Origin of the sequence: Tenacibaculum ascidiaceicola, assembly GCF_047470925.1 — a bacterium.
Taxonomy (GTDB): domain Bacteria; phylum Bacteroidota; class Bacteroidia; order Flavobacteriales; family Flavobacteriaceae; genus Polaribacter; species Polaribacter discolor.
The window spans coordinates 1-15788 of the sequence record NZ_JAZKJP010000013.1; the positions used below are offsets into that span (position 1 = coordinate 1).

Genomic DNA, 15788 nt, shown 5'->3' on the forward strand with positions numbered 1-15788 from the left:
ATCGCAATGGGGCTCACCTCTTACCATTCCGAACAGAGAAGTTAAGCCCATTAGCGCCGATGGTACTGCCACTGGTGGGAGAGTAGGTCGTTGCCTTTCTTTTAAACCTCAATCTTTTACTAGATTGAGGTTTTTTTTTGCTCTTATTTTAAATTCAATACTTTATTACTACTAAACTAAAACATCAAGATAACTCCAAAATTGGAATTAACATAAGACGCTCTTTTTGAAATAGTAATATTGTATAGATCTCTTATTATTAAGGTATAGAGATTATATATGGAGTTCATTTATTATTCACAATAACTACCACAACATTTTATAATATGTATCTTAGCATAAAAATATTTGCTAAGTAACTTATATTACAAAGCAAGCGTCATATTTCAAGTATATTTGCAACAATATGAATGAAAACCTAAACCCTGAAAGTACAAACTACTCAAATGAAGAATTAGATGTAGAAAAAAAGTTACGTCCGCTCTCATTTGATGATTTCTCTGGTCAAGATCAGGCAATAGACAACTTAAAAGTTTTTGTTGAGGCAGCGAATCAACGAGATGAAGCATTAGATCATGCATTATTTCACGGGCCTCCAGGATTAGGTAAAACGACGTTGGCTCATATTTTAGCTAATGAGTTAGGAGTTGGTATAAAAGTAACCTCAGGACCTGTGTTAGATAAACCAGGAGACTTAGCAGGCTTATTAACCAACTTAGATGAACGAGATGTTCTGTTTATTGATGAAATCCATCGATTAAGTCCTATAGTTGAAGAATATTTGTATTCAGCTATGGAAGATTATAAAATCGATATTATGATTGAATCTGGTCCAAATGCACGTACAGTTCAAATTAACCTTGAACCATTTACTTTGGTAGGAGCTACTACTCGTTCAGGATTGCTTACAGCACCTATGCGAGCTCGTTTTGGTATTAGTAGTCGATTACATTATTACTCAACAGAATTACTAACAACGATTATTCAACGAAGTGCTTATATCTTAAAAGTGCCAATTTCTATGGAGGCAGCGATTGAAATTGCTGGCAGAAGTAGAGGAACACCTCGTATTGCCAACGCATTATTGCGTAGAGTACGTGATTTTGCTCAAATTAAAGGAGATGGTACTATTACCATAGAAATAGCAAGATATGCCTTAAAAGCATTAAATGTGGATGCACATGGTTTAGATGAAATGGATAATAAAATTTTATCTACGATTATTGATAAGTTTAAAGGAGGTCCAGTTGGAATAACCACTTTAGCTACAGCTGTAGCTGAAAACGCTGAAACTATAGAAGAGGTTTATGAGCCTTTTTTAATCCAACAAGGATTTATTATGCGAACGCCAAGAGGAAGAGAAGTAACCGATTTAGCCTATAAACATTTAGGAAGAATTAAAGGAACTAGCCAAGGAGAACTCTTTTAAAGTTTAGAATAAGCTATGGATAATAAGTCTAATACAGAAACGAAAGGATGGTTACAACGATTAAAAGATGAAAGTTGGGAAGCGGAATTATTGGTTTCTGCAATTGCAATTTTTGGTTCTTTTAAGCTTTTTGATATCATTGGTTGGATTGCAAATTTCTTTATAGATTTTCTAAATCCTAACCAATATTATATAGGGTATTTCATTACTTTTTTTGGGCTAATAGCAGTAAGTATATTGGCTTCAATGTTTGTAATACATTTCTTCTTAAGAGCTTATTGGGTGGGCTTGGTAGGGCTTAATTCAGTTTTTCCTGACTATAGTATAGAAGATAGTGCTTATTCAAAAATTTACACAGAAAAAATACTTTCAATATTACCAAAACTAAAAGACTCAATACAAAAAGTAGACGAGTTATGTAGTGTAATTTTTTCTGTAGCGTTTACCTTTTTATTAATGTATGGTTACATGGCATTTTTTTCAAGTATTTACCTGTTATTATTCAACCTACTTTCAGCGTATGTAAATACCTATATTCTTTTAATACCAGCTTTTTTAATTGCAATCAGCCTGATGTTGCAATCAATAATTACTATGTTCTCTAATTTAAAGAAGAATAAAGAAAAAGAAAAACTACAAGTCTTAAATTTCAAAGTGGTAAAATTTGTGTCAATGATATCTTTTGGACCACTATATAAAAGTATTTTGCAAGTATCAATGATATTTGGTTCAAATTTTAAGAAGAAAAAATCAATAGTTTATTTAATGTTGTTTTTCTTTTTTTCGGGAGTGGTTCTAGCAAGCATACAAATCCCGAAAACAAACATATTTTATCTAGTTATTTCAAACAAGCAGAACTTTTTCAATAAATACAAAACGTATTCAGATTACTATAAAGACAGTAATAAATCCAATACATTTTTGCTAGCTCCTGAAATAGAGTCAAGTAAAATAGAGTCAAAAGTTGTAGAAGTATTTATACCCATATTTAAATACGAAAGAACGATAAGAGAAGAGATTTGCGGTGAATTTGAAGAAAAGCCTAATGTATCAAAAATAATAGAAGATCAAAATCAAGCTAAATTTTTACTAGCCTGCTATAAAGAATATAATAAAGTGTCAATAGATGGAGAAATTATACCTATTGATTTTATAAGATATGACAATCATCCTAGAACGAAACAGTTTGGATTACAGGGATATATAAATATTGAAAATTTATCAGAAGGAGTGCATACTCTTAAAATAGAGAAAAAAAGTATGAAAAAAAACTTTTTAGAATGGACAATTCCCTTTTATAAGATAAATAATTAAAGAACGTTTTTATAGAGTAAATGAATTTACTAAAAAAACTCATACCAATATTAGAATGGTTGCCTAACTATAAAAAATCGCAGTTAAGAGGTGATGTAGTTGCAGGTATAACAGTTGCTATTGTCTTAATTCCACAAGGTATTGCTTACGCATTAATTGCTGGATTACCACCAATTTATGGATTGTATGCAGCTTTAATGCCTCAGTTAATGTATGCTATTTTTGGAACATCTCGTCAAGTAGCAATTGGTCCTGTAGCAATGGATTCATTAATAGTAGCAACAGGAGTTTCTACCTTAGCACTTACAGGTTCAGAAAGTTACATCGCCATTGCAATATTACTCGCACTGGTAGTAGGAACAATTCAATTTTTAATGGGAATTTTCCGTTTAGGATTTATCGTAAACTTTTTATCAAGACCTGTAATAACAGGATTTACTTCTGCCGTAGCTTTAATTATCGGACTGAACCAATTTAGAAATCTATTAGGAGTTGAGTTTGTACAGAGCGATCAAATTCATGTACTATTAGAAGATATTCTTTTCAGACTTAAATATTTTAAAACAAATACAACAATTATAGGCTTAATAGCATGTGCTATTATTATAATATTTAGAAGAGTCAATAAAAAAATACCAAATGCCTTAATCGTAGTTATACTCGGTATACTAAGCATACGTTTTTTTGGAACACAGCTCTCTGATGTTGCCATTGTAAAAGATATTCCTTCAGGTTTACCAAAATTTTCAATGCCAGTAATTGATGTAGCTCTAATACGTGAATTGATGCCTATAGCAGCAACCTTAGTTATGGTAGGATATTTAGAAACCATTTCTATCGGAAAAACGTTGGAAGCCAAACAAGACGAGTATAGAGTAAGACCAAATCAGGAGTTAGTAGCTTTAGGTTTGAGTAACATGGTAGGATCATTATTTCAATCGTATCCATCAGCATCAAGTTTTTCTCGTTCGGCAATTAATGCAGAATCAGGTGGAACTACAGGAGTTTCAGCAATAGTTTCTGCAATTTTAGTAGTGTTTACATTACTTTTTCTAACACCTGTTTTTTATCACTTACCAAAAACTATTTTATCAGCAATTATTATAGTTGCAGTTTTTAACTTAATAAATGTAAAAGAAGCAAGAAGGCTATGGAAAGCTAATAACCTAGATTTTTGGTTACTCTTAGCTACTTTTTTGGCTACTATTTTCTTCGGAATTGAATACGGAATTTTAATCGGAGTAGTTTTATCATTAATTGTTTTAATTTTTAGAACCTCAAGACCCTATGTAGCTGAGTTAGGAAAAGTACCAAATTCAGATTTCTATCGTAATAAAAATAGGTTTAAAGAAGTTATTTTAGATGATGAAATTTTAGTTTTCCGTTTCGATGCACAATTATTTTATGCCAACTCTAACTATTTTAGAGATAAATTGGACGAAATGACAGAAGAAAAAGGGAAGGCATTAAAATTGATTGTATTAGATGCGGAGAGTATCAACAGAGTTGACAGTACAGGAATAGAGATGTTAAAAGAACGCATCGTTTATTTTAATAAACACAATATTCAGTTTTATTTTGCAGGAGTAAAAGGCCCTGTAAGAGATGCCTTTTTTAGAGGAGGTTTATTAGATGTTGTAAGTTTAGATCACTTTTTTATGCGTGCCAATGGAGCCGTAAATTTTTATAAAACAGGAGATAATCAAAATCAGAAAAAATACGCGCAGTATATACACCAAGCGTATAAATAATATATAATATCATGAAAATAGAGCAAATTTATACAGGTTGTTTAGCACAAGGAGCCTATTATATTGAAAGTAATGGAGAAGTAGCAATTATAGATCCGTTACGTGAAGTTGACCCTTATATAAACAGAGCTGAAAAAGATGGCGCTAAGATCAAATATATTTTTGAAACTCACTTCCATGCAGATTTTGTAAGTGGTCATGTTACGCTTGCTGAGAAAACAGGAGCAACAATTGTATACGGACCAACAGCAAAAACAAATTATGAGGCTCATATAGCTACAGATGGGGAAGTGTTCACATTAGGAGATATTACTCTTACCGTATTGCATACTCCAGGACACACAATGGAGAGTACTTCTTATTTATTAAAAGATAAGAATGGAAAAAACCATGCAGTTTTTAGTGGAGATACCTTATTTTTAGGTGATGTAGGGCGCCCAGATTTAGCACAAAAAGCAGCAAACTTAACACAAGAGGAATTAGCAGGATTGCTATATGATAGTTTACGTACAAAAATTATGACCCTTGAAGATGATGTAATTGTATATCCAGCACACGGAGCAGGCTCAGCTTGTGGTAAGAACTTAAGCAAAGAAACAGTTGGTACTATTGGAGATCAAAAGAAAACCAATTATGCATTACGTGCAGATATGACTAAAGAAGAGTTTGTAAAAGAAGTAACCGATGGATTATTACCTCCACCAGAATATTTTCCTTTAAATGTAAAAATGAATAAGGAAGGATATCAATCTATTGATGAAGTTATTAAGAGTGGAGCAAGAGCATTATCGGTAGCAGATTTTGAAAAAATAGCAAACGAAACAGATGCGTTGATTTTAGATGTACGTCATCAATCAGAGTTTATTAAAGGATTTATACCACAATCAATTTTTATTGGTTTAGGAGGAACATTTGCTCCATGGGTAGGTGCATTGATTAAAGATGTTACACAGCCAATTTTATTAGTTACTCCTGAAGGAGAAGAAGAAACAACTATAACACGCTTATCTCGAGTTGGTTTTGATAATGTATTAGGGTATTTAGATGGAAGCTTTAATTCATGGAAAGAAGCAGGAAAAGAAATAGATACGTTACGTTCTGTTTCTGCAGATGTTTTAGCAGAAGCAATTACGAAAAAAGCACCTGTTTTTGATGTTAGAAAGCCAGGAGAATATGCAAATGAACATATTGTAGATGTACCAAGTACACCGTTAGATTTCTTAAACGAACATGTTGAAGAATTTCCAACAAAAGAAGATTTTTATGTACACTGTGCTGGTGGATACCGTTCAGTAATTGCAGCATCTATTTTAAAAGCAAGAGGATTCCATAATATAATTGATGTTACTGGAGGATATAAAGCTATTAAAGAAACTGATATTCCAAGAACAGCAACGGTATGCCCATCAACTTTAAAATAAGGATAATGAAGAGAGGTATATTTTTAGTAGGTTTATTTTTAACGATGGTAGTATCGTGTAAACCTCAAACCAAAGAGGCAAAAGATATCACGGTAGAAAATCTACAAGTAGTTTTAGAAAACGAAGATAACGTACAGTTATTAGATGTTAGAACACCGCAAGAATGGGCAGAAGGAGTTATTAAAACTCCAATTAAAATAGATATTACTGGAGATGATTTTGAAGGAAAGGTTTTAGAAAAGTTAGATAAAACTCGACCTGTATATATTTACTGTCGATCTGGAGGTAGAAGTAAAAAGGCTGCCGAACTTTTAGCTGAAAAAGGTTATGAAGCCTACAATGTTTTAGGAGGCTATTTAGAATGGACAGAGAAAAATAAAGAATAAAAGAAAATCCCGAGTGAAAGCTCGGGATTTTTTATTCATCTAATTACTCTTCAAACATTGTTTTGATTGATAATTCAGTTTCGTTGTTATTGTTAATTATTATGACTTTTTCAAATTTACCATCAAAATTACTATCAATAAATTTTAATTCTTTTTTTGAATCGTAAATTAAAACGAATTCTTCTGGTACTCCATCCTCATCATTATCGAGAGAATAACCAACTTTATCCCCAACTGAATTATAACAATCAGTTTTTTCATAAACGCCATTTTCATTCCTGTCAAAACAAGTTTGATATACTTTTCCATAAGTAGTATAAACTCTAGCAATTTCATAATTGGAATCAAAGTTTACATCAAAAAACTGATTAGATATTTTATTGTTCTCTTTCCAGTAGCTAGTTAAGATTTCGTAATTATTTATCCATTTAAAAGTAAAGTTTTTAGCATCCATTAAGAGAGAAACTTCTTTGTTTAATTTAAAAGAATAAATTCCAAGCCCGATACTTGTTAGAGAAAGTAATATTATTAAGGTTTCTTTCAGTTTCATAGTAATTTGATTGTTTTTTAATTGAGTAGTCAAAGGTAAAAAGAAGCTTCATAAAAAAACCGAGACAAATTGTCTCGGTTTTTTGTTTTTCTAGCATTTTCCCTCTTAAAATTTTAACGTTGCACCTACTAAAAAGTTTCTAGTAGCTTGCGGATAGTAACCTGCACCATCAACAGTAGTAGTTGTTCCTGGAGTAGTCCACGTATCGTCGTATGTATAATAATATCCTCTATCAACATATTCTTTGTTAAAAATGTTGTTTACTAACCCAGTAAGTACAATCGATTTAAAAATTTTGTTGGTTTTAATCTCGTACACAATATTTAAATCACTCGTAAAGAATCCTTTTAAAACATCTAAATCAGATACTCTACTATCTAGGTTACTCATAAATTGTTTTCCAACATATTTAGATAAGAATGCGATTTGTATATTGTTAGCTGGTCGATAAATCAATGCATTTCCAAAAACGATGTCAGGGGAAAAAGTAATAGGAGTATCTTCTAAATTTTGTAATTCCCCATTAATTTCAGCATTGTAATCTCTATTAATATTTTTACTAAAAGCAATGTTAGGACGCATAGATACTTGTTCAGATAAGGTAATATCTGCATCAATTTCCAGTCCTAAACGATAACTACTACCACTAGAAGCACGTAAAGGTTCTCCAGTATTTGGGTCAATAGCACCGGTAAGAATTAACTGATTCTGATAATCCATATAGTATACGTTTGTATTTAATCGAACTGTTTTATTAGCCAAACGCCAACCTAACTCATAATCATCTAAGCTTTCGTGTTGAGAATTACCACCTTCAAAATCATTTCTATTAGGTTCTCTGTTCGCTTTAGCGTACGAAGCATATAAACTATGTTCGTCATTTATGGTATAGGTAAGCCCAAACTTAGGATTAAAGAAGTTATAATCTTTATCAACATCAATAGGAGCTCTATCAGATGTCAATCCTTTCGTTTGATAATTTACAAACCTTCCTTGTACATCAACAAACGCTTTAAATTGTTCTGAAAGACTAAACGTAGCTTTAGAGAAAACACTCAAATCTGTTTTTTCAGAAGTACTATCGTAGTAATGGTCATTAATATTGGTATTTGGAGCTAAATCGCTTCCCCATATTACTTCTCCATAATGGTCGTTATTAAAGGTACTATAAGAAGCTCCAGAAATAATTTCTAGTTTATCATTTTTGTAAGTAGCATTCGCATTAGCAACATAAAAATGATTGTCTAACCATCTTCTAACAATCACATCACTACCATCTACAATTAAACCATCGTAGTCTGCAGCATCACTTCCTCCTTTAAACTGCTCGTAATATCCTTTACCACGCGTATAGTTTAAACCTATGTTGGTGGACCAACTCTCAGATAATTTTTCATTCCAGTGTAATTGGTAGTGATCTTGCCAATAATTATCGGTTTCATTATCATAGGTATACGGGTTTTGACGACGATCTTCTTTTAGTTCTTCAGGAGTTAAGCCATACCAAGCTTGGTAGGTTCTTTCCTTTCCACCAAAAACTAAAGCTTTAATCAAGGTGTTATCATCAGTATAGCTACCTTGTAAGAAATACGATTTTAAATCAGTGAAAGCACGATCAACATATCCGTCAGAATAAATGTTAGACAAACGTCCTGCGAACTCAAACCCATTATTTAATTTTCCAGTAGTAAATTTTACGGTATGCTTTCTTGTTCCGTACGAACCAAAAGCATTTGAAATTTCTCCACCAGCTTCTTCCGAAACGGCATCGGTTAAGATGTTTAAACTAGCTCCAAAAGCTCCAGAACCGTTTGTAGAAGTACCCACACCACGTTGTAATTGTAAACTTTGGGTAGAAGAAGCAAAATCTCCCATATTAACCCAAAAAGTCCCCTGACTCTCGGCATCGTTATACGGAATTCCGTTAATCGTAACATTTACACGAGTAGCATCCGAACCACGTACACGAATATAAGTGTATCCAATACCAGCACCCGCATCAGATGATGAAGTTACTGACGGTAAATAGTTTAATAATACAGGAATATCCTGTCCTAAATTACGTTTTTCAATTTCTTGTTTGCTAAGGTTAGAGTGTGTTACAGGTGCATCTGCTTTTACACGAACAGCAGAAACCAACACTTCGTCTAAAATAGCTTCATCAGAAATTAACTGAAATGTAAACTGTTGATTTTTGGTAATAACAACCTCTTGCAAAAGAGGTTTGAAACCAACATGAGAAACCTTAAATACATAAGTTCCTTTTGAAAGATTTAATGTAAAGTCACCCTTGAAATCGGTAGCAATTCCTTTGTTAAGAGAGGCAACAGTAACAGTAGCACCCACCAAAGGATTTTGGTTACCATCAACTACTTTTCCAGAGAAAGTAACCGTTTGTGCGTTTGCTGTTAAGGTTGCAAATAATACGAGTAAAAAAGCTATTAGTTTTACTTGTGGTTGTTGTTTGAAAGACATCGGTCTCATTTTATAAAAAAACAAAATCGAATAAAAAGAGGTAATTATTCTTTAGTTAAACATTGAATAATTGTGAGCGTAAAGCATAACTTTACTTTTGCATTCGCTAAAAAGGTCTACCAGACCTTTTATTTACGCTCGCTTCCCTAAACAGCATTACCTGTTCCAGGTTCGTTGGGTATGATCTCAGCCCTACTTTTAATTATAAGTTATAAATGTTGAATTTTAAGTTAACTAACAACTATTCATTAAACACTAATAACTCAAAAAGGCACCCCTTTATGAGAACGGTGCAAAGGTAAATATGAAATATGAATTAAGCGCGATAAATAGCGGGTTTTTCTAGGCTTGTTTATAAAAGAATAAGGAGTTATTAAGTAAGTAAAAAAACATTCTAATCAATTTATAGATTTAACTCATGCATTCCATTGTAAATTTAATATTTTAGTGGTGAAAATATCAGATATTTATGAGTAAATCTTTTAAAACGAGCGTTAATAAAACGCATGATTTTGACTTTACTGAAGCGCAGATAGAGACGCTAGATATAGTAGAAAAATCAAAAAATAACTACCATGTACTTGAGGGTAACCAATCGTATCAAGCTACCATACTTCAAACAAATTTCAACAAAAAAACATATACCATTCAAATCAACGGAAATACTTACGAGGTAAATATTGCTGATGAATTAGATATGTTAATTGATGAGTTAGGATTAGAAGTAGCTGAAGAGAAAAAAGAAAACGATATCAAGGCACCAATGCCGGGGCTAATTGTTTCTGTAGATGTTGAAATTGGTCAAGAAGTAAAAGAAGGAGATGGGATCTTAGTGTTAGAAGCCATGAAAATGGAAAATACCTTACAAGCACCAAGAGATGGAGTTGTAAAATCGGTAGCGATACAAGCAGGTGATAAAGTAGAAAAGAATACGGTTTTAATAGAAATGGAGTAATATGAAAAAGATATTAGTAGCAAACAGAGGAGAAATTGCATTGCGTGTTATGCGTACGGCAAAAAAGATGGGTATTAAAACGGTAGCTGTTTATTCGGAAGCAGATAGAAATTCACCACACGTAACTTTTGCAGACGAAGCAGTATGCATTGGTCCTGCACCATCGAATCAATCGTATTTATTAGGAGATGAAATTATTGAAGTAGCGAAAGAGTTAGATGTAGACGGAATTCACCCGGGATACGGATTTTTAAGCGAAAATGCAGCCTTTGGAGAAGCCGTAGCAAAAGCAGGAATTGTATTTATAGGTCCTAAAACACATGCTATTGAGGTGATGGGGAGCAAACTTGCGGCAAAAGATGCGGTAAAAGCCTATGATATTCCGATGGTTCCGGGGATTGATGAAGCGGTAACCGATGTGGAGTATGCATCGAAAGTAGCGAATGAAATTGGCTATCCAATTTTAATCAAAGCCTCAGCAGGTGGTGGAGGAAAAGGAATGCGTGTTGTTGAAAAAGAAGCTGATATAAAAGAACAAATGCAGCGTGCAATTTCAGAGGCAGAATCAGCTTTTGGTGATGGTTCGGTGTTTATAGAAAAATATGTAGGGTCGCCACGCCATATTGAAATCCAAGTATTGGCAGATGCTCACGGAAACGTAGTACACTTATTTGAACGTGAATGTTCGGTACAACGTCGTCATCAAAAAGTAGTTGAAGAAGCACCATCAAGTGTATTAACTCCAGAAATTAGAGAAGCCATGGGAGCCGCAGCAGTAAGAGTTGCGAAAGCCTGTGATTATTTAGGAGCAGGAACCGTAGAGTTTTTATTAGATGAAAACAAAAACTTCTATTTCCTAGAAATGAATACACGTTTACAAGTAGAGCATCCAGTTACCGAACTTATTACAGGAGTAGACTTAGTAGAACAGCAAATAAAAATAGCAAGAGGAGAGGAGCTATCATTCACCCAAGACGATTTACAAATTAACGGACACGCGCTAGAATTAAGAGTGTACGCTGAAGATCCGTTAGATAATTTTGCACCGAGTATTGGAGTGTTGGAAGTGTATCAACATCCGAAAGGAGAAAATATTCGTGTAGATGATGGTTTTGAAGAAGGCATGGAAATTCCTATTTATTACGATCCGATGATTTCTAAATTGATTACCTACGGAAATACGCGTGAAGAAGCTATCGAGCTAATGAAGCAAGCCATTAGTAATTATAAAGTAAAAGGAATAGAAACTACGTTGCCGTTTGGAAAGTTCGTATGCGAACATGAAGCTTTTACTTCAGGGAATTTCGATACTCATTTTGTAAAGAAATATTATACGCCTGAGTTGTTAGAAGCAGGATATAAAAAGGAAGCAAAGATTGCTGCACAAGTAGCCTTACAGCAGTATTTAAAAGAGCAACGTATTTTAAAAACTTGTTAATACATCATGTGCGTTAGGGGGTGCAGCGGCATCCTTTTGTTGTCAGTTCGAGTTTGCGAAGCAAGTATCGAGAACCAACAAAAGATATAGCGGAAAGCCCGACCCTTGGGGAACGCCCAAAAAAGAATATAGATGAAATCTAAAATAGAAGAATTACAACATAAAGTAACCGAAGCAAAATTAGGAGGTGGACAACAACGTATCGACCGTCATCATCAAAAAGGAAAATTAACCGCTCGTGAGCGTATCAATTATTTCTTAGATGAAGGTTTTTTTGAAGAAGTAGGCATTTTAGTAACCCATAGAACGACCGATTTCGGAATGGAAAATCAGAAGTTTTATGGTGACGGAGTGGTAACAGGATACGGAACTGTAAACGGACGTCTTGTGTACGTATTTGCACAAGATTTCACGGTATTTGGAGGTTCGTTATCAGAAACACATGCCGAAAAAATCTGTAAGATTATGGATTTAGCCGTAAAAGTAGGTGCGCCATTAATCGGATTGAACGATTCTGGTGGAGCGCGTATTCAAGAAGGAGTACGCTCGTTAGGTGGTTATGCCGATATTTTTTACAGAAATGTACAAGCATCAGGAGTCATTCCACAAATCTCAGCAATTATGGGACCTTGTGCAGGTGGAGCAGTGTATTCACCAGCCATGACCGATTTTACCGTTATGGTAGAAAATTCAAGTTATATGTTTGTTACGGGACCTAACGTAGTAAAAACAGTAACCAATGAAGAAGTTACTTCGGAAGAATTAGGAGGAGCAAGTACGCATGCAACCAAATCGGGAGTTACGCATTTAACGGCAGCGAACGATGTACAATGTTTAGAAGACATTAAAACATTGTTGAGCTATATGCCGCAGAACAATCAAGAAACTACAGCAAAGCTACCGTTTGAATTAGGCGATGAGATTAGAGAAGAATTAGCCAACATCGTTCCAGATAATGCCAACAAGCCGTATGATATGCGTGCTGTAATTGATGGTATTGCTGATGCAGATTCGTTCTTTGAAATTCATAAAGATTATGCGGATAATATCGTAGTTGGATTTGCTCGTTTAGGAGGAAGAAGTGTTGGGATTGTAGCCAATCAACCGATGAGTTTAGCAGGATGTTTGGATGTAAACAGTTCTAAAAAAGCAGCACGTTTTACCCGTTTTTGCGATTGCTTTAATATTCCGTTATTGGTGTTGGTAGATGTACCAGGGTTTTTACCAGGAACCGACCAAGAATGGAATGCCATTATTACTAACGGAGCAAAATTATTGTATGCGTTGAGTGAAGCTACCGTGCCAAGAGTAAGTGTAATTACCCGTAAAGCCTATGGTGGGGCGTATGACGTAATGAACTCAAAACATATTGGTGCCGATATGAATTTTGCATGGCCTAGTGCAGAAATTGCGGTAATGGGAGCAAAAGGAGCAAGTGAAATTATCTTTAAAAAGGAAATTGCTGAAGCAGACGACCACGAAGCGAAGCTTGCCGAGAAGGAAGCAGAGTATGCTGATAAATTTGCGAATCCGTACCGTGCAGCAGAACGCGGATTTGTAGATGAGGTTATTTTACCACAAGATACCCGTAGGAAACTAATCAAAGCTTTTGCGATGTTAGAAGGGAAAAAGGTAGAAAGACCTAATAGAAAACACGGGAATATTCCGTTGTAACAAAATACATATCAATATTTTTAAGAGGCGCTTCATTTTAGAAGCGTCTTTTTTTTGGAGGTATGTAAGGAGAAAGAAAATCAATCTAACTAAATAGAGATAGCAATAATCCTAATAATTAAGAGTCAAACACTACTGTCAAAATCGTTTAAAATTTATAACTTATTCTTCTCCACTTCTAAGAACCTTCGCAGATTTTCTATTTGGGTTAGCATCTACTAAAATTTGATATTTAATTAAGTAACAGTTGGTAGTTATTACAAAACAACACTTAACAAATCAAACAGTGATTGTTTACCTTTTGAAAATTTAACTTTTTTTGACCCATTATTTTCTTTTCCTTCATTGTTCATTTTCAAATGAAATGTTAGCGTAATAAATCCATTTAATTTGCTAAGTATTAAAATTTATAAAAATGAAAGACATAGAAATTTTATTTGAAAACAAGCTAGGACAATTAGCTCTTATGGGAAAAAAACTCGGTGAAAGTGGTATAAGTTTAGAAGGAGGAGGAGTTTTCCAAACCGGAACTTCTTCTATAGCTCATTTTTTAGTAGAGGAAGCAGATAGAGCAAAAGTTGAATTAGCAAAAGCTGGAATAAAAGTAACGAAAATAAGTAATGTAATAATTCAGAAACTTAGACAAGATATACCTGGTCAATTAGGTGCGTTTTGTAAAGAATTAGCAGATGCTAATGTGAATATTTTAACGCAATATAGTGACCATTCAAATCAATTAATTGTAGTTGTTGATAATTATGAGAAGGGAAAACAAGTTTCGGAGAAATGGATGAAAAAATGGTGGAATAATGAAGATTATATAATATGAAAGATCAACATAATTATACAGCAAAGATAGAATGGACTGGAAATAAAGGTAAAGGAACATCTAATTACAAGGACTTTGAAAGAAGTCATATTATAAGTATTGATAATAAACCAAATATTTTATGTTCTTCCGACCCAGAATTTCGAGGCGATAAAACTAAATATAATCCCGAAGAACTTTTACTGGCCTCATTATGCTCATGCCATATGCTTTGGTACCTACATTTATGTTCTGAATCTAACATAATTGTAACTAAATATATAGATAGAGCAACTGGTATTATGATAACTAAACCAAATGGTAGTGGGTATTTCTCTGAGGTTAGTTTAAGCCCAACCGTTATAGTTTCAGAAAGTTCAATGATAGAAAAAGCAATTGAACTACATAAAAAAGCTAATGAACGTTGTTTTATAGCAAACTCTGTAAATTTTAAAGTGTTGCATAATCCCATTTGTTCAACTTAGTAAAATTAAAGAAAAGAAAAACACGGTATTCTCACTACTAAAATCACCGCAGATTTTCTATTCGGTTTGTATTTGCTATATTGAACTTACTTAAAAAGTAAGTGGCAATTGATTAATTTTAAGCTGATTAAACTACCAAAAAACAATTATGAGAACTCTTTATATTATTACAATAATTCTCGGATTAATAAGTATTTCATGCACAAGTTATAAAAAGACAGTAGCTAAGGATACTTCAAGTCAAACATCTGATGTATCAACTATTAAAACAGAGACTGACCAAACATCTATTTGGACAAATCAACCGAATTCAAATTCAACAAAAATTAAAGTACTAAATGCTGCAATTGCATTTGGGTCTTTGCCTAATGGACTTAGTGAAATGGATTATATGGTTGTTGAAAATACAGGTACTTATTTAGTAACTAATGCAATTAGAGTTTTGTCTGACGATGTTAGAGTAAAAGCTTGGGTAGAGGGACAAGATATTATACTTACTTCAGAAGTTCAGCAATATAAAGAAACCGAATTTGGACTTCCAGAACCTTCTGGTTTTGTAAAATGTGTAAGAGGAAATTCTACATCACTTCCTGACTGCTGGCAGACAATTTTAGTAATAGCAAACCATCTTGGAGGAGATAAACAATACCAATAATTTTAATAAAAATCACAAAAAAAACGTCATTACGAGTGATAACGCAGTAACCTTTAAGTTTATAGTTTGAAATAAACAGATTACTTCAGTCGTACTTTCTTCGTAATGATGTTAGCTAATAAAAATTAAATTTTAAAAAGGAGTTTTTCTAAGCTCTTTTACGCAGAATAGTCTGAAAAAGCGATGAGATTCAGAGGCTTTGCCTCGCATCGTTTTTCAGATGTTTTTAAACAAGGTTTAAAAATTCCTCGTAAAAGTGTCCTTTCTTTTGGTTCGTTTTCTTTGGACAAGCAAAGAAAATGAAGGCACTAGTTTATTGATCAATACTTATTAAGTATAAAGCTACTCTATACTCAGTTTAATACTACATTAATGATGAATAAAACAACTTCTATAACTTAAATATCTGGTTTTGAGGGTTTCCGTAGTTTTTTGTAAGGATGTTTT

Annotated in this window: 13 protein-coding genes and 1 rRNA gene; 12 read left to right on the forward strand and 2 right to left on the reverse strand. The window is 33.5% G+C overall.

The features are described 5' to 3' along the window. From rrf to VBY68_RS14735, 6 genes are all read left to right on the forward strand, one after another. Window positions 1–99, forward strand: a 5S ribosomal RNA gene (rrf, locus tag VBY68_RS14710); the annotation flags it as partial. Window positions 100–406: 307 nt separating this feature from the next. Then, a complete protein-coding gene (gene ruvB, locus VBY68_RS14715) occupies window positions 407–1429 on the forward strand; it encodes a Holliday junction branch migration DNA helicase RuvB (protein WP_099215680.1) in 1023 nt (340 codons plus the stop codon). Between the two features lie 15 nt (window positions 1430–1444). Then, entirely contained in the window at window positions 1445–2743 is a 1299-nt protein-coding gene (locus VBY68_RS14720) for a hypothetical protein (RefSeq protein WP_273695296.1), read from the forward strand. Window positions 2744–2763: 20 nt separating this feature from the next. Then, on the forward strand, window positions 2764–4494 hold the full coding sequence (locus tag VBY68_RS14725) for a SulP family inorganic anion transporter (RefSeq protein ID WP_121148010.1): 1731 nt from the start codon (window positions 2764–2766) through the stop codon (window positions 4492–4494). Between the two features lie 11 nt (window positions 4495–4505). Continuing rightward, window positions 4506–5915: an MBL fold metallo-hydrolase gene (locus VBY68_RS14730; protein WP_124590354.1), complete on the forward strand. Its 1410-nt coding sequence runs from the start codon at window positions 4506–4508 to the stop codon at window positions 5913–5915. A 5-nt stretch (window positions 5916–5920) separates the two neighbouring features. Next, window positions 5921–6301 carry a rhodanese-like domain-containing protein gene (locus VBY68_RS14735; RefSeq protein WP_415270157.1) on the forward strand — a complete coding sequence of 127 codons (381 nt, stop codon included), beginning with the start codon at window positions 5921–5923 and terminating at the stop codon, window positions 6299–6301. 43 nt (window positions 6302–6344) lie between these two features. Here the strand turns inward: VBY68_RS14735 and VBY68_RS14740 are convergent, their stop codons facing one another. Both VBY68_RS14740 and VBY68_RS14745 read right to left on the reverse strand, forming a co-directional pair. Continuing rightward, window positions 6345–6851 (reverse strand): hypothetical protein, encoded by a 507-nt coding sequence (locus tag VBY68_RS14740; protein WP_415270158.1) that lies wholly within the window; start codon window positions 6849–6851, stop codon window positions 6345–6347. 105 nt (window positions 6852–6956) lie between these two features. Then, window positions 6957–9326, reverse strand: a complete 2370-nt coding sequence (locus tag VBY68_RS14745; protein ID WP_415270159.1) for a TonB-dependent receptor — start codon at window positions 9324–9326, stop codon at window positions 6957–6959. Window positions 9327–9795: 469 nt separating this feature from the next. Here VBY68_RS14745 and VBY68_RS14750 point away from each other — a divergent pair, with 469 nt between their 5' ends. From VBY68_RS14750 to VBY68_RS14775, 6 genes are all read left to right on the forward strand, one after another. Continuing rightward, a complete protein-coding gene (locus tag VBY68_RS14750; protein ID WP_415270160.1) occupies window positions 9796–10281 on the forward strand; it encodes a biotin/lipoyl-containing protein in 486 nt (161 codons plus the stop codon). Between the two features lies 1 nt (window position 10282). After that, window positions 10283–11719 (forward strand): acetyl-CoA carboxylase biotin carboxylase subunit, encoded by a 1437-nt coding sequence (accC, locus tag VBY68_RS14755; RefSeq protein ID WP_415270161.1) that lies wholly within the window; start codon window positions 10283–10285, stop codon window positions 11717–11719. A 132-nt stretch (window positions 11720–11851) separates the two neighbouring features. Continuing rightward, window positions 11852–13393, forward strand: coding sequence for an acyl-CoA carboxylase subunit beta (locus tag VBY68_RS14760; RefSeq protein WP_415270162.1), 1542 nt, complete (start codon window positions 11852–11854; stop codon window positions 13391–13393). Between the two features lie 415 nt (window positions 13394–13808). Continuing rightward, window positions 13809–14222: an amino acid-binding ACT domain-containing protein gene (locus VBY68_RS14765; protein ID WP_415270163.1), complete on the forward strand. Its 414-nt coding sequence runs from the start codon at window positions 13809–13811 to the stop codon at window positions 14220–14222. Then, window positions 14219–14686 (forward strand): OsmC family protein, encoded by a 468-nt coding sequence (locus tag VBY68_RS14770; protein WP_273695314.1) that lies wholly within the window; start codon window positions 14219–14221, stop codon window positions 14684–14686. The genes VBY68_RS14765 and VBY68_RS14770 overlap by 4 nt, the downstream gene beginning before the upstream one ends. A 148-nt stretch (window positions 14687–14834) precedes the next feature. Then, entirely contained in the window at window positions 14835–15341 is a 507-nt protein-coding gene (locus tag VBY68_RS14775; RefSeq protein ID WP_121147992.1) for a hypothetical protein, read from the forward strand. The last annotated feature ends 447 nt before the right edge of the window (window positions 15342–15788 follow it).

Bases quoted from the DNA above. Each gene is read 5' to 3' on its own strand.
- VBY68_RS14765 (WP_415270163.1), top strand. From the start codon at position 13,809: ATGAAAGACATAGAAATTTTATTTGAAAACAAGCTAGGACAATTAGCT.
- VBY68_RS14775 (WP_121147992.1), top strand. From the start codon at position 14,835: ATGAGAACTCTTTATATTATTACAATAATTCTCGGATTAATAAGTATT.
- VBY68_RS14720 (WP_273695296.1), top strand. From the start codon at position 1,445: ATGGATAATAAGTCTAATACAGAAACGAAAGGATGGTTACAACGATTA.
- ruvB (WP_099215680.1), top strand. From the start codon at position 407: ATGAATGAAAACCTAAACCCTGAAAGTACAAACTACTCAAATGAAGAA.
- VBY68_RS14735 (WP_415270157.1), top strand. From the start codon at position 5,921: ATGAAGAGAGGTATATTTTTAGTAGGTTTATTTTTAACGATGGTAGTA.
- VBY68_RS14750 (WP_415270160.1), top strand. From the start codon at position 9,796: ATGAGTAAATCTTTTAAAACGAGCGTTAATAAAACGCATGATTTTGAC.
- VBY68_RS14740 (WP_415270158.1), bottom strand. From the start codon at position 6,851: ATGAAACTGAAAGAAACCTTAATAATATTACTTTCTCTAACAAGTATC.
- VBY68_RS14770 (WP_273695314.1), top strand. From the start codon at position 14,219: ATGAAAGATCAACATAATTATACAGCAAAGATAGAATGGACTGGAAAT.
- accC (WP_415270161.1), top strand. From the start codon at position 10,283: ATGAAAAAGATATTAGTAGCAAACAGAGGAGAAATTGCATTGCGTGTT.
- VBY68_RS14760 (WP_415270162.1), top strand. From the start codon at position 11,852: ATGAAATCTAAAATAGAAGAATTACAACATAAAGTAACCGAAGCAAAA.
- VBY68_RS14730 (WP_124590354.1), top strand. From the start codon at position 4,506: ATGAAAATAGAGCAAATTTATACAGGTTGTTTAGCACAAGGAGCCTAT.
- VBY68_RS14725 (WP_121148010.1), top strand. From the start codon at position 2,764: ATGAATTTACTAAAAAAACTCATACCAATATTAGAATGGTTGCCTAAC.
- VBY68_RS14745 (WP_415270159.1), bottom strand. From the start codon at position 9,326: ATGTCTTTCAAACAACAACCACAAGTAAAACTAATAGCTTTTTTACTC.